Below are 22,780 nucleotides of genomic sequence, written 5' to 3'. Positions count from 1 at the left end.
GCCGCCGCGCCCGCATATTATGCAGGGTCTTTTCCACAGCCTGCGTTACCGTATCTTCACGCTCACTGCCGCCCCGTCCCCGACCGGAACAATGGACGTCAACAGCTGCCCGTTGTGCTTCAGCTCATAGAGATATTCCCGCATCCGCTTATAAATCGTCCGGTTCCGGCGCTCCACCGCAAAATGCGACTCAATCAGATCGCCCTCCTGCAGGACATTGTCCGACACCAGGATGCCCTCCGGCTCCAGCAGCCGCAGCACCTCCGGCAGAAAATAAATATACTGCCCCTTGGCGGCATCCATAAAAACAAAATCAAAAGAGCCTTCCAGCTCTTTCAACCGTTCCATCGCGTCACCCTCCAGCAGCGTAATGCGCCCGGACAGACCTACCCGCGCAAAATTCTCCTTCGCCTCAGAAATCCGCTTTTCATATTTCTCAATCGTCGTGACCGTCGTCTCCGGCGGCGTATTCTCACACATCAGAATCGCGGAAAAACCGGTTGCCGTCCCTACCTCCAGAATCCGGGCAGGGCGCTTTATCCGCAGGAGCATCTTCAGAAAGCTCTGCATCTGTCTGCGGATAACCGGCACAGCGTCTTTTTTCGCCTTCTGTTCCAGCTTATCCAGAAACTCCCCGTTTCCGGTCTCCAGCGAATCCAGATAAGCCGTCATTCGTTCCTCTACAATCATCCGTCGTCCTCATTTTCTGACAAATCTTCCTCATTGCCGCTTAAAATGGCAAGCATTTCCTCCGCAGTCTGCGACGTATTCAATATATAATTGCCCGCCTTCAACTGCCCGTGATATCTGGAAAGGCGCTCCTGCACGCGGAACACCTTTTCATCGCGTATCAGTCCCCTTGCCTCCAGAAGCTTTGCCACCTGGCTGATACTGCTGCCATCCGGAATCACCACCGCAACATCCCTGCCCGGCGGGTCAGACACGGTCTCATTGTCATAGATGCTGTGTCCGAAAGAATAGGCATATTCGCCAAGATGATAAATTCCCACCGCGATGAGCACCGCAAGAAGCAGCTTCACCAAAAGCATCAGAATCCCCGTCAGTATCCGTCTGGTCTGCATAAGCATCCCCCTTCTTTAAGAGCGGATTTCCTGCGCCACTTCATCCAGGTCCAGATCCAGCGCGTCAGCCAGCCCCGCCGCCACCTTCTGAAGCATCCGGCAGACGGCAAGCTCACTGTTTAAATATTCGTTTACCAGCGGGTCTCTCCTGAACTGCGCATGCTCTGTATTAAATTCCTGCACCCGGTCATACAGCGTTTCGGTATCCCCCTCATACTGCAGACGGTAGACCTGCGTCCGGTAATCGTCAATCTGCTTTTTCAGCTCCGGCATACCCGACACCTTATTTTTAGCGCGGCAGAACGCGCGGTATTCCCGGCTGTCCTGGATGACGCGTATCAGCGCCTTTGTATAAATATCTATCGTATCCTGCATAGCTGCTCTCCGTTAAACTTCCATGATAATCGGCAGAATCATCGGACTTCTCTTCGTCTTTTTCCAGATAAAATTGTTCAGCTCGTCACGAATCGTATTTTTAATCTTGCTCCAGTCGGAAATGCGCTTCGTTTCGCAGTATGCGAGCGCCTCCTCAATCACCTTGCGCGCCTCTCCCATCAGGTCCTCCGATTCACGCACGTAGACAAAACCGCGCGATACGATATCCGGTCCCGCGAGCACCTGGTTGGTATAACGCTCCAGTGTGAGCACCACAATCACAATGCCGTCCTCCGCCAGATGCTGACGGTCGCGCAGCACGATATTTCCAACGTCCCCGACACCAAGACCGTCCACCAGGATTGCCCCGGTCTGCACCTGTCCGGTAATTTTCGCAGGTTCGTTCTCATCCAGCTCCAGAACCTGTCCGCTCTTCATGATAAAGATGCGGTCCTTCGGAATGCCCAGGCTCTGCGCAAGCTGCGCCTGCGCCTTCAGATGACGGTACTCCCCGTGCACCGGAATGGCATATTTCGGATGTACCAGAGAATAAATCAGCTTGATTTCCTCCTGGCAGGCATGTCCGGAAACATGAGCATCCTGGAAAATCACATCGGCACCCTTCGCGGACAGCTCGTTAATCACCTTCGACACCGCTTTCTCATTTCCGGGAATCGGATGTGAGCTGAAAATAACCGTATCGCCCGGCTTGATGGACACCTTGCGGTGCATATCGGACGCCATACGTGAAAGCGCCGCCATCGATTCTCCCTGACTTCCGGTCGTAATCAGAACCATCTGCTCGTCCGGATAATTCTTCATCTGCTCAACGTCAATCAGCGTATAGTCCGGGATATTCAGGTAGCCCAGCTCGGCAGCGATGGAAATAATGCTGACCATGCTTCTGCCCTCCACGACCACCTTTCTGCCGTACTTGTACGCGGAATTGATAATCTGCTGCACGCGGTCCACATTGGAGGCAAACGTCGCGATAATAATACGTGTGTTGCGGTGCTCGGCAAAAATATTATCAAAGGTTCTGCCGACCGTGCGCTCCGACATGGTAAAGCCCTGCCGCTCCGCATTCGTGCTGTCGCACATCAGCGCAAGCACGCCCTTTTTCCCGATTTCCGCGAAACGCTGCAAATCAATGGCGTCCCCGAACACCGGCGTGTAATCCACCTTGAAGTCGCCGGTGTGGACCACGATTCCCGCCGGAGAATAAATGGCGAGCGCCGCTGCATCCGCGATACTGTGGTTTGTCTTGATAAATTCAATGCGGAACATGCCGAGATTGATGGATTGTCCATGCTTTACGATTTTGCGCTTCGTCGATTTTAACAGATTGTGCTCGGTAAATTTGTTTTCGATGATTCCCATCGTCAGCTTGGTGGCGTAAATCGGGACGTTAATTTCTTTAATCACATAGGGAAGCGCGCCGATATGGTCCTCGTGACCATGCGTGATGACAAAGCCCTTTACTTTGTCGATATTATCCTTCAGGTAGGTGACATCGGGAATGACCAGGTCGATGCCGAGCATGTCGTCCTCCGGAAAAGACAGACCGCAGTCCACCACAATAATACTGTCTTCGAATTCAAAGGCAGTTATGTTCATTCCGATCTGCTCCAGACCGCCAAGCGGAATGATTCTCAATTTGGAATTGTTAATATTTTTCAAAAAAATCTCCTTTCTTTATCAGAGCGTAATATCAACGTCTTCCAGCATTTCACTGAAAACCCTGGATATTGCCGCTAATTCATTATCATCTTCTACGATCTCATAAATTGCTTCCTGCTCGCCGTCTTCTGACAAATCACGCAGAATCAGCGCTTCCGCGTCATCTTCCTCGGAATCGGTGACCAGTATATAGTTTGTTCCATTTATTCTCGTTTGTTCCAGCACAAAAAATTCTACAGATTCCCCGGAATCTGCCATTTCAAATAATATTTTTTCCATATGCCACTTCTCCGCATGCAATTTTCCCGCATAAAAAGCCAGAGGTACCCTCACCTGCTGCGTCCGTCCGCCACCTGCTCATGGCTGTCCGCACCGTTCATTGCGAGATAATCCAGATAACCCTGCAGTATATACACTGCCGCCAGCTTATCCACATAATCCTTCCGCTTCTCGCGGCGCACTCCGCCTTCCATCAGAGTGCGGTCCGCCTCCACCGTCGTCAGACGTTCGTCCCACATGACAACGGGAAGAGAGGTCCTGCGCTCCAGCATTTCTTTGAATGCCAGAGATTTTTCTGCACGTTCCCCAATCGTATTATTCATATTTTTCGGAAAGCCAAGCACGATCCTTCCGACATGGTATTCTCCGATAAGCGTTTCGATTCTCGCGCATGTCTGCCGGAGTTTATTTTCAGACGTTCTTCGAATAATCTCAATTCCCTGCGCGGTAATCAGCAGCTCATCGCTGATTGCCACGCCCACGGTCTTAGAGCCGAAATCCAGCCCCATGATCCGGTATCTGTTTTCCGCCGTCATGACCTGTTCTTAATATACTCGCGCAGAAGCTCCTCCACCAGCTCGTCGCGCTCCACCTTCATAATCATGGCGCGTGCATTGTTGTGGCTGGTGATATAGGTAGGGTCGCCCGACATGATGTAGCCCACAATCTGGTTGACCGGATTATAGCCCTTTTCCACCATTGCATTATAGACAGTGTCCAGAATATCCTTTACACTCACTTCTGTGTCAAGATTCATTCGAAAATATTGTGTGTTACTGATTTTTCCCATTTTTTCACGTCCTTAACAAACATCCTTTTGCTCTATTCTACATCAGAGTTTCACAAAATACAATCACAAATTTTATTTCTTAAATCACAGTCCCCGGCAGGAACCGTTACCAGGATATATTCTCTGGTGTGTCCGCTGTAATATTCCCTGCCGTCCTTTACCGTTTTTTCCTCAAACAGCACCTCCGCGCGTCTGCCGTGAAACAGCGCCTCGTACTGTGCCATATTCCTTTTATTCAGCTCCTGCAGCACTTTGCTGCGCTCATTTTTTATCTCCTCCGGGACCTGGTTTTCCATCGCTGCCGCCTTCGTCCCCTTCCGTCTGGAATATTTAAAAATATGCGTCTCATAAAATTTCACTTTTTCCAGGAAGGCGCAGGTCTGTGCAAATTCCTCCTCCGTCTCCCCCGGAAAACCAACGATCACATCTGTCGTCAGCGCCGGATCGTCAAAATATCTGCGCAGAAGCACGCACTTTTCATAATATTCCTCCGTCGTATAGTGACGGTTCATACGCTTCAGTGTCGCATCGCAGCCGCTCTGCAGGGACAGATGAAAATGCGGGCAGATTTTGGGCAGCTCACTGAGGCGCTCTGCAAATTCCTCCGTAATGATGCGCGGCTCCAGCGAGCCCAGGCGGATGCGGCGGATTCCCTCCACCTCGTGCACCGCCTCGATAAGCTGCAAAAGACCGATGCCATCGTCTTTTTCCTTCCCGTAGGAGCTTAAATGAATCCCGGTGAGCACCACTTCCTGATAGCCGTTTTCCGCCAGCGTGCTCACCTCCGCCAGCACGTCCGCCAGCTCACGGCTGCGGATGCGCCCTCTGGCATATGGGATAATACAATAGCTGCAGAACTGGTTGCAGCCGTCCTGCACCTTAATATAAGCACGGGTGTGCTCCGCCGTCCGCGAAATAGAAAGCGTCTCATACTCCGGCGCATGGGCAACATCCTGCAGATGACACGCCGCCCGTTCCTGCTCACGACAGCCTGCCTGCTCACATTCCTGCTCCTGCCCGCAGCCGTCTGCCTGCTCCTGCTCACAGCTACGACAACCGGTCCGCTCCTGCTCATACTCCTCCAGAATATCCGCCAGATCCTTCTTGCGGTTATTTCCAATCACAATATCCACCGCAGTATCCCCGGCAAGCTCCTCACCCGCCGCCTGCGCGTAGCAGCCCGCCGCCACCACCACCGCCTGCGGATTCATTTTCTTCGCGCGGTGCAGCATCTGCCGTGATTTCCTGTCTGCAATATTCGTAACGGTACAGGTATTGATAACATAGACATCCGCAGGTCCGTCAAACGGCACAATCTCATAGCCGCGCGCCTGCAGCATCTGCTGCATCGCCTCTGTCTCGTATGCGTTCACTTTGCATCCCAGATTATGAAATGCCACTTTTTTCTTTTTCATCTTGACTTTTTCCTTTCCAAAAGGTAAGATAAAATTGATTAAATATAAGGGAGGTCTTTCGCAATGAAGACAGTACAAATTTCTTTAAATTCCATTGACAAGGTAAAATCCTTTGTGAACGACATTACAAAATTCGACTATGATTTCGACCTTGTATCCGGCAGGTACGTTATCGATGCGAAGTCCATCATGGGCATCTTCAGTCTTGACTTATCAAAACCGATTGAATTAAACATCCATGCAGAAGACGACATCGACACCGTTCTGACTGCCCTGAAACCCTACATCATCAACTAATCCCGGTTCGCCGGACCCGCCACCAGCCTCCCTTTCACGGGAGGTTTTCTTATCGCAGGTCATTTTCTGCACGCTCCTGCTCATTTCATCCTTTTCCCCGCCGCATCCAGCATATGCACTGCACCATCCTGCTCTGCCGTACACGCGCTGCACAGACCCCGGCTGCCGGAATAGCTGTCCCGCAGACGATAGGCAGCTTTTGCAGATTTTGCGAGCATAGCGACAGCTTTCGAAGCTTGTCTGAGCCTGCATGGCAGGCGAGTTTGCGTAGAAAGCTGTTGATAAGCGGCGCAGCAAAATCAAAAAAGCAACGTGTCTGCGGGACAGCTATTCCGACAGCCGGGAGCGGACAGCGGGCTTTCGCAGCACCACCTGTCCGTCGCAGCCCGCACACCTCTACTCCACCCAGATTTTCTCCGTCGTCTCTATCGCCGTCTTCACAAGCTCCTCTATTTTTTCCGAAAGCTTCCCTTCCGACCGTTTTATGATATTCAGATTCGGCTTTGTAACGGGATGCTTAGCCACAAAAATAGTGCAGCAGTCCTCAAACGGCTGGATGGACGTCTCGTAGGCACCGATTTTCAGTGACACATCGACGATTTCCTGCTTGTCAAAGCCGATAAGCGGTCGATAGACCGGCAGCGTGCACACCTCGTTTGTCGCCGCCAGGCTCTGCATGGTCTGGCTTGCCACCTGACCGATGCTCTCCCCGGTAATCAGTCCGAGAGAGCCGCTCTCCCTGGCAAAATGCTCGGCAATGCGCATCATATAACGGCGCATGATAATCGTCAGCTCCTCATGCGGGCACTGCTCGTAAATATAAAGCTGGATATCCGTAAAATTCACCACATGCAGCATAATCGGTCCGCTGTAATGCGACACGATGCGCGCAAGGTCGATGACCTTCTGTTTCGCGCGCTCGCTCGTGTAGGGCGGCGCATGAAAATAGACCGCGTCAATCTTCACGCCGCGCTTTGCAATCATATACCCGGCAACCGGGCTGTCGATACCGCCGGAGAGCAGCAGCATCGCCTTGCCGTTCGTTCCCACCGGCATTCCGCCGGCGCCCGGAATAATGCGGGAATAAATATAAATCTTTTCGCGGATTTCCACCGAAAGCATAATCTGCGGCGCGTGCACATCCACATGCATTTCCGGGAACGCCTGCAGAATCCGCTCGCCAAGATCCGCGTTAATCTCCATAGAAGTGCGCGGATAGTTCTTCCGCGCCCGCCTTGCATCCACCTTAAAGGTCTGGTTCTTCTGCGGATACATTTCCCCGATATAGGAAATAACCGTCTCCGCCAGCGCGTCAAAGCCCTCATCCGCCGTCACGACGACCGGGCAGATGCCGACCACGCCAAACACATGCTGCAGCGCTTCCACCGTCTCATCAAAATCGTACCAGCCCAGGCAGTCCACGTAAATACGCCCCTGCTCCCGGCGCACCTCAAAATCACCCTCCGCCTTTTTCAGCGCATGGCGGATCTGCTTCACCAGCGCCTCCTCAAAAAGGTAGCGGTTCTTTCCCTTGATACCTATTTCCCCGTATTTTATCAAAAAAGTTTTAAATGTCATGGCTCCCTCCTGCCCATGTGTTTCTATCGTTACTCTTCACTCCGTTCGCAGTAACCTTCTATTGTCTCGTAAACCTGCGCAGCACAGGCAGCAATTCCCTCAGCTGCTCCAGACAGTAATCAATTTCTTCCTCCGTTGTAAATACACTGAAGCTGAAGCGTACTGTCGATTCCAGCAGGCTGCTCTCCAGCTTCATTTCCTTCAGCACACCGCTCACCGGCAGCTTTTTATTCGACGAGCACGCGGAGCCGGACGACACATAGACACCGCGCTCCTCCAGCGCATGCAGCAGCACCTCGCTGCGCACACCGCGAAAGCTCACACTGACAATATGCGGCGCTCCTGCATTCTCCCCAGCCGCGCACTGACTGTTTTGCATATTTGCCGCCTGCCCCTGCACGACCGTATCCGGCAGCTCTGCGATTCCACAAAGGAAGCGCTCCTTCAGCGCGTTCAGATGGCTGATTTTATCCTCAAAGCCATTGTACGCCTCCCTGGCGGCCAATCCAAGTCCTGCCGCTCCCGGCACGTTGTCCGTCCCGGAGCGCATTCCCTTCTGCTGCCCGCCGCCCAGAATCAGCGGCTTTATTTTCACCTTTTCTCCGATATATAAAAAGCCGGTTCCCTTCGGTCCGTGAATCTTGTGTCCGCTCACAGACAACAGATCGATGCCGGACCTTTTCGGATAAATCCGGTACTTTCCGTATGCCTGGATGGCGTCCACGTGAAACAGCGTCTGCGGATTATGCTCCTTCACGATTTTTGCCGCCTCTTCCACCGGCTCTCTGGTTCCCACTTCATTATTGACATACATGATGGAGACAAGAATCGTCTCCTTTTTCAGTGCTTCCCGCAGCTCCTGCAGACGGATACAGCCCTGCTCGTCCACCGGCAGATATGTCACCTCAAAGCCCAGCTCCTGCAGATACGCCGCCGGCTGCAGAATGGCGGCATGCTCCACGGCAGTCGTAATAATATGATTGCCCGCGCGCCGGTTGGCAAGCGCCGCGCCGATAAACGCCCAGTTGTCCGATTCTGTCCCTCCGGAAGTAAAATAAATCTCTTTTTCCGACACCTTCAGGGTACGCGCTATCTCCTCGCGCGCCTCCCGCAGATACCGTTCCGCCTGCACGCCCTTTGTGTGTCTGGAGGACGGATTTCCAAAATCCTCCGTCATTGCTTTTACAACGACGTCCCTCACACCGTCCAGGCATTTGGTTGTCGCCGAATTATCCAGATATGCTTCCATTTTCTTCTTTCTTCTCCCAAATTTGCTATGAAAGTCCCGGACGGCAGCCGTGAATGCTCTATTCCTGCGACGCAAAGCCGGTCCTTCAGAGCATAAGCGAATTTCACGGATATCGTACAGGCAGCAAAATCCCCAGGATTGCGCCTGCGGACAGACGCTTACTGCTCCAGCACATAGCCGAGCATGGCGAGCGCGGAAAGTCCCGCGGTCTCCGTGCGCAGAATGCGCTTTCCAAGCGTCACGCGCACAAAGCCCGCTTCCTCCGCCCTGCAGACCTCCTCTTCCTCAAAGCCGCCCTCCGGTCCGATAAACACCGCTACGGACTGTCCCGGCGCGATCTGCGAAAAAATCCTGCGCGTCTTCTCCATGCCGCCCGCAAGCTCGTAGGGAATCAGCCGGATCTGCATATCCTGCGCCATCTGCAGCGCCTGTGCAAAGCTCACCGGCTCCTTCACCTGCGGCACCAGCATCCGTCCGGACTGCTTTGCCGCGCCCTCCGCGATGGCATTCCAGCGCGCACACCGCGCCTTCTCCTTTTTCGCGTCCAGTCTGACAACCGTGCGTTTCGTCATCACCGGAACGATTCCATATACGCCCAGCTCCACCGCCTTCTGCACGATCCAGTCCATTTTATCACTTTTAGGCAGTCCCTGAAAGAGCCAGATTCTGGAGGGAAGCTCCGTTCCCTCCTCACTGACACTCTCAATGGCTGCCCATATTTTTTCTTTCTCCACAGACGTGATCCGGCAGGTATATAAGCGGCTGCTCTGTCCATCGCTTAGCGTGAACCTTGCGCCCGCCTCCATGCGGAGCACATTTCTGATATGATTTACGTCACTGCCCGTCAGACAGACTACGTCGCCGGTAATCTGCGCAGGCTCTGCAAAAAAATGATGCATCGCTACCCGTTCTTTCTCGCTGTCACCGATACCCACTCTCCCTGGCGCGTCACTTCCACCAGAGACAGCCCGGCTGCCCGCACAGCCTCCGTAACAACGTCCTCCTTCACATCCAGGATGCCGGAGGTAATGTACACCGCTCCCGGCTTCATCTGCGCCGTGATGACCGGCGTCAGCTCCGTCAGAACATCCGCCAGAATATTGGCGACCACGATATCATATTTTTCATAGCCCGCCGCATCCTGCACGGTTTTATCGTCGATAATGTTTCCGAGCACCATATCCATCGCTCCCGCAGGGATCCGGTTTGCCTCCAGATTCTCCGCGACCGCCGAAGCCGCACACGGGTCGAGGTCGGTTCCCAGCGCGTGCTTTGCGCCAAGCTTTAAAGCGGCAATCGATAAAATACCACTGCCGGTGCCGACATCCAGAAGCTCCGTTTCCGGTGTCACATATTTTTTGAGCTGCCGAAGACAGAGCTGCGTCGTCTCGTGCATCCCAGTGCCGAACGCCGTGCCAGGATCAATATGGATGATCATCTTATCCGCATCCTCCGGCTTTACCTCCTCCCAGGAAGGGATGATAAGAATATCATCCACGTAAAACTGATGGAAATACTGCTTCCAGTTATTGATCCAGTCCTTATCTTCCGTCTCGCTCTCGGTAATCGTGCCCTCCCCGATGTCCATAAACATGCGCAGATCGTCCAGCTCTTCCTTCACTCTCTGAAGAAGCGCTTCTTTGTCGGTGCCTTCTTCGATATAAAAGCTTAAATACGCCACGCCGTCATCCGGCGCACCTTCCGGCAGAATATCCACAAACATCTGCTGTTTGTCAGACTCTGTCAGCGGCACCTTATCTTCTATTTCCACACCCTCAACGCCCGCATCCGCCAGAGACGCGATTACGATATCCTCTGCCCCGGACAGCGTTTTCAGTGTAAACTTATGATATTTCATCGCCTAGTCCTCAAATGTCTCTTTTAATTTATCCATGAAGCCCTTCTTTTTCGGCTTCTCCTTTTCCTTCTCGTTCTCCGCCTTTCCCGCCGGCTGTCCGAGCGAGCGGTCTGTCGCCGCGTCAAATGCCCGCAGCGCCTCTTTTGCCTCGCTGTTCAGCTTCGTGGGCACCTGGACCACCAGGGTGACATACTGGTCGCCGCGCACAGCCTTATTGCGCAGAGACGGCACGCCCTTGCCCTTCAGACGGATTTTCGTATCGGTCTGCGTACCCGGCTTGACGTTGTAGAGAACGTCCCCGTCGATCGTGCTGATTTTAACATCCCCGCCGAGCGCAGCCTGCGCAAAGGTAATCGGCGCCGTGGAGAAAATATTCATATCCTGTCTCTGGAAAATCGGATGGCGCTGTACAACCACCTCTACCAGAAGGTCGCCGCGCGGACCGCCGTTCTTTCCAGGTTCTCCTCTGCCCGCAATACGCACGCTCTGTCCGTCGTCGATGCCCGCCGGAATCGTGACCTTGATGGTCTTTCTGCTGGAGGTGTAGCCGGTGCCGGAGCACGCTGTACATTTCTCCCGGATGATTTTTCCGCTGCCGCCGCAGTCCGGACAGGTCGATACATTCTGCACCATGCCGAACAGAGACTGCTGCGTCATCACTACCTGCCCCCTGCCGCCGCACTTCGGACAGGTCTCCGGGCTGGTTCCCGGCTTCGCGCCGGTACCGTGACAGGTCGTACATTCATCCTTCAGGTTCAGCTCAAGCTGCTTCTCGCATCCGAACACCGCCTCTTCAAAGGTAATGCGCACAGAAGCACGAAGGTTCGCGCCGCGCATCGGTCCGTTGCCGGAACGCCGTCTGCTGCCGCCACCGAACAGATCGCCGAAAATATCGCCGAAGATATCTCCCATATCCGCGCTGTTGAAGTCGAATCCGCCAAATCCGCTTCCGCCGCCACCCTGCTCAAATGCCGCATGACCGAACTGGTCATACTGACGGCGCTTCTCCGGGTCAGAAAGCACGGCATATGCTTCCGATGCCTCTTTAAATTTCTTTTCCGCTTCCGCATCGCCCGGATTCATATCCGGATGATACTTCTTTGCAAGCTGTCTGTATGCTTTTTTTAACGCTGCCTCGTCCGCATTTTTATCCACACCGAGGACTTCATAATAATCTCTCTTTGTCTCTGCCATTTTTCCTCACCTGCTTCTATCCATTACCATAAGCTGCCCGCTAAATGAGCTCTATCCTTTTTTCTCTTTCAGAATCGATGGCTCATCCGGTTCCCGTACCGCAAGATACCCGGAACCGCTTTGCCGCCCGGCCGGGTACAGCCCGCCGGTAATCGGCGCCGCGGGAACCGGGCGTTTCTTACCTTATCGCTTTATGACGCCGGCGGCAGACTCTTCCTCCACATCCGCGCGGGTATGGATGAGCGCTCCCTGCCGGCCTCCTCTATTTTACACTTCTTTGTAGTCCGCGTCAATGACATCATCATCCGGCTGTGAATAATCTGCCTGCTGCGCGCCGCCCATATCCGGACCTGCGCCTGCCGCACCGGCTGCGCCCGCCGCGCCCTGTGCCTGCTCATAAACTTTTGCAAACACCTTCTGCGCGCTCTCCATCAGTTTCTCCTTCGCCGCCTTGATTTCAGCAACCTGGGCATCTGTCATTTCGTCCGGATTCGATTTTTCAACCAGTTCCTTCAGTGCCGTCAGATCAGCCTGCACAGCGGTCTTATCAGCGTCAGCCAGCTTGTCGCCGACCTCTTCGAGTGCCTTCTCGGTCTGGAATACCATTGCATCTGCATCGTTTCTGGTATCGATTGCTTCCTTGCGCTTCTTATCCTGCGCCTCAAACTCAGCCGCCTCTTTTACTGCCTTCTCGATATCCGCATCAGACATGTTGGAACCGGAGGTAATCGTGATATGCTGCTCCTTGCCGGTGCCAAGATCCTTTGCCGATACGTTTACGATACCGTTCGCATCAATATCGAAGGTAACCTCAATCTGCGGAACGCCACGTCTTGCTGGCGGGATTCCATCCAGACGGAACTGTCCGAGAGATTTGTTATCTCTTGCAAACTGTCTTTCGCCCTGTACAACGTGGATATCAACTGCGGTCTGGTTATCCGCCGCTGTGGAGAATACCTGGCTCTTCTTTGTCGGGATCGTTGTATTACGCTCAATCAGTCTGGTCGCCACGCCGCCCATTGTCTCGATGGAAAGGGAAAGCGGGGTAACATCCAGCAGCAGGATATCACCTGCGCCTGCGTCGCCTGCCAGCTTACCGCCCTGGATAGCCGCACCGATTGCCACGCACTCATCCGGGTTCAGGGTCTTGCTTGCTTCATGTCCGGTCAGCGATTTTACCTTATCCTGCACTGCCGGGATACGTGTGGAACCGCCTACCAGCAGCACCTTGCCCAGCTCGGAAGCTGTGATGCCGGCATCCTTCAGCGCGTTCTGTACCGGAATGGTTGTTCTTTCCACAAGGTCATGTGTCAGCTCGTCAAATTTCGCACGGGACAGTGTCATGTCAAAATGCTTCGGTCCCTCTGCAGTCGCCGTGATGAACGGCAGGTTAATATTAGTCGTGGTTGCGGAGGACAGCTCCTTCTTTGCCTTCTCTGCAGCCTCTTTCAGTCTCTGGAGCGCCATCTTATCAACGGAAAGGTCCACACCCTCCGCCTTCTTAAATTCGGAAATCATGTAATCGGTAATCTTCTGGTCGAAGTCATCGCCGCCCAGACGGTTGTCGCCGTTTGTCGCAAGAACCTCGATAACGCCGTCGCCGATTTCAATGATGGAAACATCGAAAGTACCGCCGCCAAGGTCGTATACCATGATCTTCTGCTCTTTTTCATTGTCAAGACCGTATGCCAGCGCCGCCGCTGTCGGCTCGTTGATGATACGCTTTACATCCAGACCGGCAATCTTGCCCGCATCCTTCGTCGCCTGACGCTGTGCGTCGTTGAAGTATGCCGGAACAGTGATGACCGCTTCTGTTACCTTTTCGCCAAGGTAGTTCTCAGCATCCGCTTTCAGTTTCTGAAGGATCATTGCGGAAATTTCCTGCGGCGTATAGTTTTTGCCCTCAATGCTTACCTTATAGTCGGTTCCCATATGTCTCTTAATGGAAGAGATCGTTTTGTCCGCATTGGTGACTGCCTGACGCTTTGCCGGCTCGCCCACCAGACGCTCGCCTGTCTTGGAGAACGCCACAACGGACGGTGTTGTTCTTGCTCCCTCTGTATTTGTAATAACGGTCGGTTTTCCGCCTTCCATAACTGCTACACAGCTATTTGTTGTACCTAAGTCAATACCAATAATCTTGCTCATAATAAGTTCCTCCTGCTCATGTAATATTTAATTTGCTACTTTTACCATGCTGTGTCTCACAACCTGGTCTTTGTAGGTATAACCCTTTAAAAATTCTTCCGTGATGGTGTTCTCCGCGGTATCTTCTTCCTCCACATGCATCACTGCGTTGTGGAAATCCGGATTAAACTCGCATCCGACCGCCTCAATCGGCTTCACACCGAGCTTATCAAGCATTTCGGTCATCTGCCGGTAGACCTTATCCATCCCGCTCACAAAGGCATCTTCCTTTGCTTCCTCAGAAACCGCCGCCAGCCCGCGCTCGAAATTGTCCACAATAGGCAAGAGCTGTTCAATCACGCTTTTTGCGCCCATTTCAAACATCTTCGATTTTTCTTTTTCGGACCGTTTGCGGAAGTTTTCAAATTCCGCCATCTGGCGTTTTACCCGGTCCTGCAGCTCTTCAATCTGCGCATCCTTCTTATCTTTTTTGCTTTCCTTCTGTGGTGCTTCTTCTGTCTCCTCTGCAGGTTCCGAAGCTTTCTGCTGCCGGGAAGCTTCTTCCGTCTCCGGTGCCTCCTCTTCCTGCGTATTTTTCTCTATCGCTTCGTCCATGTCTTTTTCCATGTTTTCTTCTGCCACTGCAACCGCCTGCCTTTCCATGCTTTTCTAATCTATGGTCAATCCCGGTCAAATATGGTATCCAACTGGGACTTCAGGTTTTTCAGCGAATCGACTACTTTCTCGTAATCCATCCGCTTCGGTCCGATGATGCCTATCGTGCCCTGGACGCCCTCGCCCAGCTCATACGTTGCGGTCACCACACTGCAGTCCCGCATTGTCCGTATAGGCGCCTCGTTTCCGATGTATACCTGGATACCGGTGCTGTTTTCCTCCTCCATCGACTCGCTGATAAGACTTGCCAGCTCCTTCTTTTCTTCAAAGGCGCTGATCAGCTCGCTCGCCCGCTCGCTGTCACTCAGCTCCGGGTACTTGAAGATATTGGTCGCACCGCTTGTGTAAATCTCCACATCATCCTCCATCTGAATGGCTTCCGCGACTGCATCCAGAACCTTGCTCACCACCTCGCTGTGGATTCCCGCCTGTTCCTTCAGCTTCGTAATCAGTCCAAGATTGATCTCCTCCAGCGCAAGCCCATTGAGACTTGTGTTCAGCAGAATGTTCAGCTTCAGTACCATTTCATTATCCAGGCCGTGCAGAAAATGAAGCATTTTGTTCTTTACAATATTTCCCTCTGTCACGATCACCGCCAGAAGCTGGTCTTCACTGATTGCGGAAAGCTGGATGAATTTCAGCTTCGTCGTATGGTAGCGCGGCGCAGTGATCATGGTCGCATAGTTGGTGTTGTTTGCAAGCACCCGGACCACCTGCTTCAGCAGCAGCTCCATCTTATCCTGCTTCTGGATCAGCAGCTCCTGCTGTTCCTTCACCTGCTCCTGCTGCTCTTTTACATCCTGTTCCTGCCGGCTCAGCCGTTCCCGCTGTTCTTTTACATCCTGCTCCTTCTGCTCCATCAGATAATCCACGTATACGCGGTATCCTTTATCGGAAGGAATCCTGCCCGCGGAAGTGTGCGGCTGGATTATCAGCCCCATCTCCTCCAAATCTGCCATTTCATTGCGGATAGTAGCGGAACTGAGGTTGAGGTCTGCATACTTGGAAATCGTCCTGGAACCCACCGGCTCTCCTGTTTCCAGATAAGTCTGGATGATAGCGTAAAATATTTTCCATTTTCTATCATCTAACTGCATCCCGGCTCCTCCTTTCCTTTTGTTGTTAGCACTCTTTCGAATCGAGTGCTAACATCTACGGTTTTAAGATACCACTGCTGTCTGTGATTGTCAATAGCTATTTTAAAAAAATTTTGTGAACTTTCCTGTCGAATCGCATCGACCTGTTATATTTGACATTTTTTGTATTTTAAGATACACTAAAAAAAGATGCCGGGCAGTATAAAATACGAAAGATGCGCAGGCATCACGAAAAGCTGAATATACGAAAGGAATCCGCAATGAAGATACGAAATTTTCTTACGATTCTGTTTGCCGTTCTGGCAATTCTGGCACTGGTCGCGCTGGCAGGTTTTGTAACCCTCTATGTGGCGGACGATTCCAGCCCGCTGCACAGACAGCTTATGCAGCTTCTCTATCCGGATACAGACGACGGGGACGTCTCCGGACAGATGACCGGCACAGAAGCGGAAGTTGCCAGGACAGTTAAGGCGCACTCCCTTGTTTTTGTCGGTGATTCCCGCACCATCGGTATGCGCGACGCCGTAAACGACGGCTGCACCTACATAGGAAAAGAAGGGGAGGGTTATATGTGGTTCTCCTCCGAGGGCGTCCAGGAGCTTGACGCAGTTCTTGCCGGAAATCCCGGACAGACCGTCATTTTCAATTTCGGGGTAAACGACCCGGCAAACATCAGTCTCTACATCGACCTTTACAATGCTCTGGAAGAGACCTATCCCGGCGCCAGCTTTTACTATATGTCCGTAAATCCGCTGATAGACAGCGAAGGCTTTAACACCACGAACGAAATGATTTCCATATTTAATGCCACCCTGCAGAGCGCATTTCCGGACAGCTACCTGGACTGCAATTCCTATCTCAATGAAATCGGATTTGAGACCGTGGACGGTCTGCATTACACAGACGCCAGCTACAACGACATTCATAACTATGTGGTGGATAAGGTAGCTTAACAGAAAAAGATTCCCCCTGCGCATCCGCAGAGGGAATTTTTCTTTCTAAAATTATATAATGATGTTGGGGTCAAAAGCCCTAAATATGATGCCTGCGGATTGCTACGCGTAGCTAGTCCTTCAGGGTTACGTGCTTCGCATCTCCGTTTCACTCCGGTCGTTGCCAAACGAGTGCCACTGGCCTCATTATATCAGATAAATATAGCCTCTCAGGCTTCTGCCGCCTGCCCAGTTGTAAATACTCTGATACTTAAAGACGATATTTGATTTTGCTGCATTGGGCTGCGTAGTGGATTCTGTGTAACCAGATTCCGATACATACGGAACTCCATTGATAATATTTTCTACTACAGCAATATGCGCGTCTCCGCTGGAACCGTAGTTGAAAATCGCCAGCGCACCGATTTTCGGCGTTGTGCCGTATTCAAACACACCCTTTGCCGCATTGGAATTATAAATACCAACCGGGTCTCCGCCGAAGATGGACTGTACCTTTGCGATATTTCCGCCGGCATTCGCCACGATTTCCATTGCACGTCCGCACGCATACCAGGTGCAGTTGCCAAGCACATAGACATTTCCGTAATACGGCTTACCGGTCGGCGCAAGGCTGTTATACTTGTAATAAATATTGTAGCTGCCATTGTAGTAATACGGACTGCTCGCAGAAGGTCTGGTGGTGCGCGGCGTAAAGTTTGCCGGAATTGTCACAGCACCGCTCGTATTCAGGTAGTCGCCTGTATTGCCATTGCTGCCATTGCCTCCCGTAGAACCCGGCGTCGTATTCGACCCATTTGTCGTTGCCTTCACCGTAATGGTCCGTGAAATCAGCGTTACCTTTTTGCCCTGGCTGTCCTGCGCCGTCAGCGTATACTTATAGGTGCCAGCCGCCAGCTTATCAAACAGCATTGCGCTGTCCAGCGCAGTGTTTGCCACACTGTAAGAGGTCTTTTTCGGCTGTACCGTTTTTGTATAAACAGTCGTATTGCTGCTGTTTGTAATAGAAGCCGTAACACTGGCAAGCTTATAGGTAGACTTAATCGTACCGCCAATCGCATAAGCTGCGCCCTGGTTGATGGAAACATTTCCCGCCGGCTTCGGATTTACTATCTTTATCGTTCCGGTACCGACAATAGAAAACTTTCTGTTTACTACAACCTTTTTCCCGCCGGAAACGGTGCAGCGCACCTTCAGATAATAGGTCCCCACACCAAGCTTGTTAAACTCGATATACGGGTCTGCCTGTGCCAGATTAAAGGTCTTGCTCTTTGGCTTTGCTATGTACCTCTGATAACACTTCTTGCCTGAGATATCATAGATCGTAACACGGACTTCCTTCATCGTCTTGTTGCAGGTGATTTTCCCCTTCAGACTGAAGTAACCGCCTTTTTTAATGGTACTTGGCTTTGATATGCCCGAAAGCGTATACTTTGTCGCGGTAGCCGCCTTTGCCGACACCGGAAGCGCCAGCATAAGCACCATTACTCCGAATAAAAGCCACAGCCATTTCCTTTTTTTCTGCATAACTCTTTCCCTTCTCCTATATATGGTGTTTATTCGATTTTTTCCGTCAATATTTTGTTAAAAAAATTTTACGTTTCGCAATTCCAAGTATACTATATTTTTCCTGCCTTTGCAACAACTTTTCTTACTTTTTTAATACTTTCGTAATCATTTTTCGTTATTGTTCAGAAAAGAAATTCCGCGCAGACATAGTTGCTGATATCCGTCCCCCGTTTTGTAAGGAATATGCGCTCTTCTGTCCGCTCCAGCAGCCTCTGACGCTCAAGCCGCTGCAGGACCTCCCCGTAAATTTCTTCCATTGTCACCCCGAAGGTCCGGTAAAAATGCGCAAAGGACACTCCCCGGCGCAGCCGAAGCCCAAGAAACATGGTCTCTTCCATTTCTTCCGCACGCGTCAGCCGCCCCTGCGTCTCTCCCCTCCAGCGCCCGTCCAGATACTGCTGCAGACTGGCTGTATCTGCAAAGCGCGTATGGTCCATCAGCGACGCCGCTCCCAGACCAAAGCCCAGATACTCCCTGCGCTCCCAGTAGCCGCAGTTATGGCGGCATGCAAAGCCCGGCTGCGCATAGTTTGATATCTCATAGCGCTCATAGCCCCGCTCTTTAAGCAGTTTTTCCGTCATCCAGTACATTTCCCGCTCTTCCTCCTCCGACGGCAGGATACGGCAGACTTCTCCGCGCTCACGGCGCTGCGCATCCTCGCGATAGCGCTCATAAAACGGCGTTCCCTCCTCAATTATCAGACTGTATGCGGAAATATGCTCCGGCGCAAGCGCCAGCACCTTCTCCAGTGTGTCCCGCCACGCCGCCGGGGACTGTCCCGGAAGCGCCGACATCAGATCGACATTGATATTGGCAAAGCCCGCCGCCCGCGCAAGCCGGTAGCTCTCCTCAAACTCCTCCCAGGTGTGAATCCTGCCGAGCAGCCGCAGCTCCTTATCCTGCGCCGACTGCAGACCAATACTCAGCCGGTTTATTCCCGCCCGGCGATACCTGGAAAGCCCCTCCGCCGTCAGTGTGCCGGGATTACACTCCAGCGTGATCTCCGCATCCCCGGCAAATGAAAATTTCTTTTTCAGAGCCTCCATAACCAGCGTGATTTCCTCCGCCGGAAGCACCGAGGGCGTTCCTCCGCCAAAAAAGACCGTGGAGATAACTTCATCCCCGCGGTCCTGCCACGCCTCTATTTCACGAAGCAGCATACGGATGTATGCGCGCTGCGTCTCCTGGTCTGCCGCAAAAGACAGAAAATCACAATATGCACATTTCCGTACACAGAACGGAATGTGAATATAAATCTGCAGTGGTCTCATACGCCTCTCCTGTCTGCCCGCACCGCACCGGGCGGCATATCCTCTCCGTCTTTCTGCGCCGCGCAAAGCAGCATTTCCGCTCTGCCCGCGCCGCACAGTCTCTTATTTATCATCCAGCTTCAGCACGCTCATAAAAGCCTTCTGCGGGATTTCCACGTTACCCACCTGGCGCATCCGCTTCTTTCCTTCCTTCTGCTTTTCCAGAAGCTTCTTCTTACGGGTAATATCGCCGCCATAGCACTTCGCCAGCACATCCTTGCGCATTGCCTTCACCGTCTCGCGCGCGATAATTTTACTGCCGATAGCCGCCTGAATGGGAATCTCAAATAACTGGCGCGGGATTTCCTCCTTCAGCTTCTCGCACATTTTCCTGCCGCGCTCATACGCCGTACCGGCATGTACAATAAACGAGAGCGCATCCACTTCCTCATGGTTCACCAGAATATCCAGCTTCACCAGCTCGGAGCGCACATATCCCTTCATTTCATAATCAAACGAAGCGTACCCTCTGGAGCGCGATTTCAGCGCGTCAAAGAAATCGTAGATAATCTCATTGAGCGGCAGATCATACTTCAGCAGCGCCCGCGTCTCCTCCATGTATTCCATGCCGAGATACGTGCCGCGCCGCTCCTCGCAGAGCTGCATGATCGGACCGATAAATTCCGTCGTCACCATGATTTCCGCACCGACGACCGGTTCCTCCATATATTCAATCTCCGACGGATCCGGCAGGTTCGCCGGATTGGTCAGCTCCATCACTTCACCGTTTGTTTTGTGCACCTTATAGATAACGCCCGGCGCCGTCGTCACAAGGTCCAGATTGTATTCGCGCTCCAGACGCTCCTGGATAATTTCCAGATGCAAAAGTCCCAGGAAACCGCAGCGGAAACCGAATCCAAGCGCAATCGAGGTCTCCGGCTCAAATTGCAGGGAAGCGTCGTTGAGCTGAAGCTTTTCCAGCGCATCCCGCAGATCCGGATACTTTGCCCCGTCCGCCGGGTACATGCCGCAGTAAACCATCGGATTCACCTTTTTGTAGCCCGGAAGCGGCTGCGCGCACGGACGCTCCGTGTTCGTGATGGTATCACCCACGCGCGTATCCTTCACATTTTTCAGGCTTGCCGTAATATAGCCGACCATCCCGGCGGAAAGCTCCTCGCAGGGAATAAACTGTCCGGCGCCGAAATAGCCCACTTCCACTACCTCCGCCTTCGCCCCCGTCGCCATCATGGTAATCGGCGTTCCCTTTTTCACGCTGCCCTCCCGTATCCGGCAGAACACAATCACGCCCTTATAGGAATCGTATACCGAGTCGAAAATCAACGCCTTCAGGGGAGCCGACGCGTCTCCGTCCGGCGCCGGAATCTTTTCCACGATCTGCTCCAGCACCTGGTCCACATTCGTTCCCAGCTTCGCGGAAATAAGCGGCGCATCGTGCGCCTCAATGCCAATGACGTCCTCAATCTCGTTGATGACACGCTCCGGGTCGGCGCTCGGCAAATCAATTTTGTTAATCACCGGCATGACGTCCAGATCGTGGTCGAGCGCCAGATAAACATTCGCCAGTGTCTGCGCCTCGATTCCCTGCGCCGCATCCACCACCAGAATCGCGCCGTCGCACGCCGCCAGGCTGCGGGATACCTCGTAGTTAAAGTCCACATGTCCCGGCGTATCGATCAGATTAAAAATATACTCTTCCCCGTTCTTTGCCCGGTAGACCGTCCGCACCGCCTGCGCCTTTATCGTGATGCCGCGCTCCCGCTCCAGCTCCATATTATCCAGCACCTGCGCCTGCATTTCCCTGCTGGTCAGAAGCCCCGTCATTTCGATAATGCGGTCCGCCAGTGTGGATTTTCCGTGGTCAATATGTGCAATAATACAAAAGTTCCGAATTTTACTCTGCTCAACCATATATCTGTCTGTCCTTTACTCTCTTTTCACGCTTTTGCGCAAAAGCACCCCTGGCGCCCCGCGCTTACCGCCTATTGTATCATAACTTCCAAATATTTGTCTACCCGGATTCGCTGTAACAACTGTCGGAGACCGGCATCCGGCGTGAACATTACCCCTGCAGAACCGCATCCAGTACCTTTGCAAAGGCTTCCATCGCGTTTTTTTCCTCCGCAACGGTACTGAGCTGGGTACCCGCCTCCACCAGCAGGCTCCTCGGACGCAGATGCAGATTAAACCGGTATGCCATCAGATAAATATTGCGCATCAGCCCCGGCGTCTCCCGCTCCGCCGCCAGCTGAAGCTGCAGGGCGAACGCCAGATTATCCTGTATGTAAGGGTTCGGGAGATATGCGATATCCTGCCCGTCTGCCGTCCGGCTCATGCCGGCAATAAACATAAGCTGCGCCGCCGGTTTTCCGTTATATTCCGTCACAAAGCGCGTCCCGTCCACGCCATCCCGGTGCAGGTCGATTACAATCTCGATCGAAGGATACTGCTCCAGAAGCTCCGCCACCGCCGCCCCGGAAAAATCATACGCCAGGTTACGGTCCAGAACTCCGTCCACCAGATCAAAGATGCCGTCCTCATGAATAACATTGTAGCCGTAATCCTCCCGCAGAATCTGCGCCAGATACTCCCCGACGCCAACAATCGTGGTGGAGACATCCCCTTCCACCGAATCGGCAAACGCCTCCTGGGAATGCGAATGGTAAATCAGAATCTGCGGCTGCGATGCGTCCTTCTCCATCGTCATATCCATGCCCAGCAGCGTTTTCCCGTCCAGCCGCTGCGCATCGATCGTCGTGGTCACGTCCATCGAAAAATAATGATTCAGCAGATACGGATAATCCCACAGCGGATTTTCCCCCGCCGGCGTCTCTGTCTGCGAGGCTTCGCTCTCTGTCTCGCGCGGGCGTTTGTTTTCCTCCGCCTGCGCCTGTGCCCGCAGAATCATTTCATATTCGCCTGCGCTCTCCACCTGCGCTCCGCCCTCCTGCTGTCTGCGGATGTAACCGTACACCGGAAATACCCCATCCTCCATTTCCAGCAGAATGTCCGGCTTTTCCGTCTCTTTTCCGGCATAGGAAATGACGGGTATGTAAGTACCCGCCGTCCATTCTTCCATCTTTTCGTAAACCGCCGAAAGCAGCGGCGTGTTTTGAAACAGACCGTTCTCCCCCGCAATCGTCACGCTGCGCACAATAATATAGCCGCACAGCGCAAGCAGGGCACCTGTCAGAACCGCCCGGATAATCCTGTCCAGAAGCTTCATGCATCTTGTCCATCCTTACCGCTCATACTATGGTGCCAGGGGCTTTTTCCCCGGCATCATAATATATG

The 22,780-nt window shown here is 52.8% G+C and carries 23 protein-coding genes; 2 read left to right on the top strand and 21 right to left on the bottom strand.

Annotation, left to right across the window (positions count from 1 at the left end):
* Window positions 1-45 precede the first annotated feature (45 nt).
* Genes NQ534_RS17685 through mtaB form a run of 8 tightly spaced genes read right to left on the bottom strand, consistent with a single transcriptional unit; the run spans window position 46 to window position 5,621 of the window.
* A complete protein-coding gene (locus NQ534_RS17685) occupies window positions 46-690 on the bottom strand; it encodes an O-methyltransferase (protein ID WP_006862552.1) in 645 nt (214 codons plus the stop codon).
* Window positions 687-1,082 carry an endolytic transglycosylase MltG gene (locus NQ534_RS17680; RefSeq protein ID WP_050778329.1) on the bottom strand — a complete coding sequence of 132 codons (396 nt, stop codon included), beginning with the start codon at window positions 1,080-1,082 and terminating at the stop codon, window positions 687-689. Before NQ534_RS17680 ends, NQ534_RS17685 begins: the two co-directional genes overlap by 4 nt.
* A gap of 15 nt (window positions 1,083-1,097) precedes the next feature.
* Window positions 1,098-1,457, bottom strand: a complete 360-nt coding sequence (locus NQ534_RS17675) for a YlbF/YmcA family competence regulator (RefSeq protein WP_006862550.1) — start codon at window positions 1,455-1,457, stop codon at window positions 1,098-1,100.
* A gap of 12 nt (window positions 1,458-1,469) precedes the next feature.
* Window positions 1,470-3,137: a ribonuclease J gene (locus NQ534_RS17670; RefSeq protein WP_006862549.1), complete on the bottom strand. Its 1,668-nt coding sequence runs from the start codon at window positions 3,135-3,137 to the stop codon at window positions 1,470-1,472.
* 18 nt (window positions 3,138-3,155) lie between these two features.
* On the bottom strand, window positions 3,156-3,416 hold the full coding sequence (locus tag NQ534_RS17665) for a DUF1292 domain-containing protein (protein WP_040783772.1): 261 nt from the start codon (window positions 3,414-3,416) through the stop codon (window positions 3,156-3,158).
* Window positions 3,417-3,466: 50 nt separating this feature from the next.
* Complete coding sequence (gene ruvX / locus NQ534_RS17660) at window positions 3,467-3,952, bottom strand: Holliday junction resolvase RuvX (RefSeq protein WP_006862547.1); 486 nt, start codon at window positions 3,950-3,952, stop codon at window positions 3,467-3,469.
* Complete coding sequence (locus tag NQ534_RS17655; protein ID WP_006862546.1) at window positions 3,949-4,206, bottom strand: IreB family regulatory phosphoprotein; 258 nt, start codon at window positions 4,204-4,206, stop codon at window positions 3,949-3,951. The genes ruvX and NQ534_RS17655 overlap by 4 nt, the downstream gene beginning before the upstream one ends.
* Before the next feature lie 50 nt (window positions 4,207-4,256).
* Window positions 4,257-5,621, bottom strand: a complete 1,365-nt coding sequence (gene mtaB, locus NQ534_RS17650) for a tRNA (N(6)-L-threonylcarbamoyladenosine(37)-C(2))-methylthiotransferase MtaB (RefSeq protein ID WP_006862545.1) — start codon at window positions 5,619-5,621, stop codon at window positions 4,257-4,259.
* Between the two features lie 63 nt (window positions 5,622-5,684).
* Here mtaB and NQ534_RS17645 point away from each other — a divergent pair, with 63 nt between their 5' ends.
* Entirely contained in the window at window positions 5,685-5,918 is a 234-nt protein-coding gene (locus NQ534_RS17645) for an HPr family phosphocarrier protein (protein ID WP_006862544.1), read from the top strand.
* Between the two features lie 80 nt (window positions 5,919-5,998).
* Here NQ534_RS17645 and NQ534_RS17640 read toward each other — a convergent pair whose 3' ends face one another.
* From NQ534_RS17640 to hrcA, 9 genes are all read right to left on the bottom strand, one after another.
* Entirely contained in the window at window positions 5,999-6,136 is a 138-nt protein-coding gene (locus NQ534_RS17640; RefSeq protein WP_006862543.1) for a hypothetical protein, read from the bottom strand.
* Between the two features lie 178 nt (window positions 6,137-6,314).
* A complete protein-coding gene (thiI, locus tag NQ534_RS17635; RefSeq protein ID WP_006862542.1) occupies window positions 6,315-7,496 on the bottom strand; it encodes a tRNA uracil 4-sulfurtransferase ThiI in 1,182 nt (393 codons plus the stop codon).
* Between the two features lie 58 nt (window positions 7,497-7,554).
* Window positions 7,555-8,745 (bottom strand): cysteine desulfurase family protein, encoded by a 1,191-nt coding sequence (locus NQ534_RS17630; RefSeq protein ID WP_006862541.1) that lies wholly within the window; start codon window positions 8,743-8,745, stop codon window positions 7,555-7,557.
* A 158-nt stretch (window positions 8,746-8,903) separates the two neighbouring features.
* Complete coding sequence (locus NQ534_RS17625; RefSeq protein WP_006862540.1) at window positions 8,904-9,644, bottom strand: 16S rRNA (uracil(1498)-N(3))-methyltransferase; 741 nt, start codon at window positions 9,642-9,644, stop codon at window positions 8,904-8,906.
* A gap of 2 nt (window positions 9,645-9,646) precedes the next feature.
* Entirely contained in the window at window positions 9,647-10,603 is a 957-nt protein-coding gene (prmA, locus tag NQ534_RS17620; protein WP_006862539.1) for a 50S ribosomal protein L11 methyltransferase, read from the bottom strand.
* Window positions 10,604-10,606: 3 nt separating this feature from the next.
* Window positions 10,607-11,797, bottom strand: a complete 1,191-nt coding sequence (dnaJ, locus tag NQ534_RS17615) for a molecular chaperone DnaJ (protein ID WP_006862538.1) — start codon at window positions 11,795-11,797, stop codon at window positions 10,607-10,609.
* A 267-nt stretch (window positions 11,798-12,064) separates the two neighbouring features.
* Window positions 12,065-13,945, bottom strand: coding sequence for a molecular chaperone DnaK (dnaK, locus tag NQ534_RS17610; protein ID WP_006862537.1), 1,881 nt, complete (start codon window positions 13,943-13,945; stop codon window positions 12,065-12,067).
* A gap of 27 nt (window positions 13,946-13,972) precedes the next feature.
* Window positions 13,973-14,587, bottom strand: a complete 615-nt coding sequence (gene grpE, locus NQ534_RS17605) for a nucleotide exchange factor GrpE (RefSeq protein ID WP_006862536.1) — start codon at window positions 14,585-14,587, stop codon at window positions 13,973-13,975.
* Window positions 14,588-14,604: 17 nt separating this feature from the next.
* Complete coding sequence (gene hrcA / locus NQ534_RS17600) at window positions 14,605-15,696, bottom strand: heat-inducible transcriptional repressor HrcA (RefSeq protein WP_006862535.1); 1,092 nt, start codon at window positions 15,694-15,696, stop codon at window positions 14,605-14,607.
* Between the two features lie 260 nt (window positions 15,697-15,956).
* Between hrcA and NQ534_RS17595 the strand changes: the two genes are divergently transcribed.
* Window positions 15,957-16,649: an SGNH/GDSL hydrolase family protein gene (locus NQ534_RS17595; RefSeq protein ID WP_040783731.1), complete on the top strand. Its 693-nt coding sequence runs from the start codon at window positions 15,957-15,959 to the stop codon at window positions 16,647-16,649.
* Between the two features lie 186 nt (window positions 16,650-16,835).
* On the opposite strand, the gene NQ534_RS17590 is transcribed toward NQ534_RS17595, so the two are convergent.
* The 4 genes from NQ534_RS17590 to NQ534_RS17575 all read right to left on the bottom strand — a co-directional run bounded on the left by NQ534_RS17590 (window position 16,836) and on the right by NQ534_RS17575 (window position 22,712).
* On the bottom strand, window positions 16,836-18,173 hold the full coding sequence (locus NQ534_RS17590) for a CHAP domain-containing protein (protein ID WP_006862533.1): 1,338 nt from the start codon (window positions 18,171-18,173) through the stop codon (window positions 16,836-16,838).
* A 164-nt stretch (window positions 18,174-18,337) separates the two neighbouring features.
* Window positions 18,338-19,486 (bottom strand): radical SAM family heme chaperone HemW, encoded by a 1,149-nt coding sequence (gene hemW, locus NQ534_RS17585; RefSeq protein WP_006862532.1) that lies wholly within the window; start codon window positions 19,484-19,486, stop codon window positions 18,338-18,340.
* A 102-nt stretch (window positions 19,487-19,588) separates the two neighbouring features.
* Window positions 19,589-21,397: a translation elongation factor 4 gene (lepA, locus tag NQ534_RS17580; RefSeq protein ID WP_006862531.1), complete on the bottom strand. Its 1,809-nt coding sequence runs from the start codon at window positions 21,395-21,397 to the stop codon at window positions 19,589-19,591.
* A gap of 151 nt (window positions 21,398-21,548) precedes the next feature.
* A complete protein-coding gene (locus NQ534_RS17575; protein WP_006862530.1) occupies window positions 21,549-22,712 on the bottom strand; it encodes a stage II sporulation protein P in 1,164 nt (387 codons plus the stop codon).
* Window positions 22,713-22,780: the final 68 nt, after the last annotated feature.

The sequence above is a fragment of the Marvinbryantia formatexigens DSM 14469 genome, assembly GCF_025148285.1.
In the GTDB taxonomy this organism is placed as follows: Bacteria; Bacillota; Clostridia; order Lachnospirales; family Lachnospiraceae; genus Marvinbryantia; species Marvinbryantia formatexigens.
Note: the sequence above shows the minus strand (reverse complement) of the source record. Positions and strands in the feature narration are given on the sequence as shown.

Coding starts and splice junctions, on each gene's coding strand:
- grpE (WP_006862536.1), bottom strand. CDS start 14,587: ATGGAAAGGCAGGCGGTTGCAGTGGCAGAAGAAAACATGGAAAAAGAC.
- dnaK (WP_006862537.1), bottom strand. CDS start 13,945: ATGAGCAAGATTATTGGTATTGACTTAGGTACAACAAATAGCTGTGTA.
- ruvX (WP_006862547.1), bottom strand. CDS start 3,952: ATGACGGCGGAAAACAGATACCGGATCATGGGGCTGGATTTCGGCTCT.
- NQ534_RS17595 (WP_040783731.1), top strand. CDS start 15,957: ATGAAGATACGAAATTTTCTTACGATTCTGTTTGCCGTTCTGGCAATT.
- NQ534_RS17630 (WP_006862541.1), bottom strand. CDS start 8,745: ATGGAAGCATATCTGGATAATTCGGCGACAACCAAATGCCTGGACGGT.
- thiI (WP_006862542.1), bottom strand. CDS start 7,496: ATGACATTTAAAACTTTTTTGATAAAATACGGGGAAATAGGTATCAAG.
- NQ534_RS17680 (WP_050778329.1), bottom strand. CDS start 1,082: ATGCAGACCAGACGGATACTGACGGGGATTCTGATGCTTTTGGTGAAG.
- NQ534_RS17655 (WP_006862546.1), bottom strand. CDS start 4,206: ATGGGAAAAATCAGTAACACACAATATTTTCGAATGAATCTTGACACA.
- lepA (WP_006862531.1), bottom strand. CDS start 21,397: ATGGTTGAGCAGAGTAAAATTCGGAACTTTTGTATTATTGCACATATT.
- NQ534_RS17665 (WP_040783772.1), bottom strand. CDS start 3,416: ATGGAAAAAATATTATTTGAAATGGCAGATTCCGGGGAATCTGTAGAA.
- NQ534_RS17575 (WP_006862530.1), bottom strand. CDS start 22,712: ATGAAGCTTCTGGACAGGATTATCCGGGCGGTTCTGACAGGTGCCCTG.
- dnaJ (WP_006862538.1), bottom strand. CDS start 11,797: ATGGCAGAGACAAAGAGAGATTATTATGAAGTCCTCGGTGTGGATAAA.
- mtaB (WP_006862545.1), bottom strand. CDS start 5,621: ATGAAAAAGAAAAAAGTGGCATTTCATAATCTGGGATGCAAAGTGAAC.
- hemW (WP_006862532.1), bottom strand. CDS start 19,486: ATGAGACCACTGCAGATTTATATTCACATTCCGTTCTGTGTACGGAAA.
- NQ534_RS17645 (WP_006862544.1), top strand. CDS start 5,685: ATGAAGACAGTACAAATTTCTTTAAATTCCATTGACAAGGTAAAATCC.
- NQ534_RS17640 (WP_006862543.1), bottom strand. CDS start 6,136: ATGCTCGCAAAATCTGCAAAAGCTGCCTATCGTCTGCGGGACAGCTAT.
- prmA (WP_006862539.1), bottom strand. CDS start 10,603: ATGAAATATCATAAGTTTACACTGAAAACGCTGTCCGGGGCAGAGGAT.
- NQ534_RS17675 (WP_006862550.1), bottom strand. CDS start 1,457: ATGCAGGATACGATAGATATTTATACAAAGGCGCTGATACGCGTCATC.
- NQ534_RS17685 (WP_006862552.1), bottom strand. CDS start 690: ATGATTGTAGAGGAACGAATGACGGCTTATCTGGATTCGCTGGAGACC.
- hrcA (WP_006862535.1), bottom strand. CDS start 15,696: ATGCAGTTAGATGATAGAAAATGGAAAATATTTTACGCTATCATCCAG.
- NQ534_RS17625 (WP_006862540.1), bottom strand. CDS start 9,644: ATGCATCATTTTTTTGCAGAGCCTGCGCAGATTACCGGCGACGTAGTC.
- NQ534_RS17590 (WP_006862533.1), bottom strand. CDS start 18,173: ATGCAGAAAAAAAGGAAATGGCTGTGGCTTTTATTCGGAGTAATGGTG.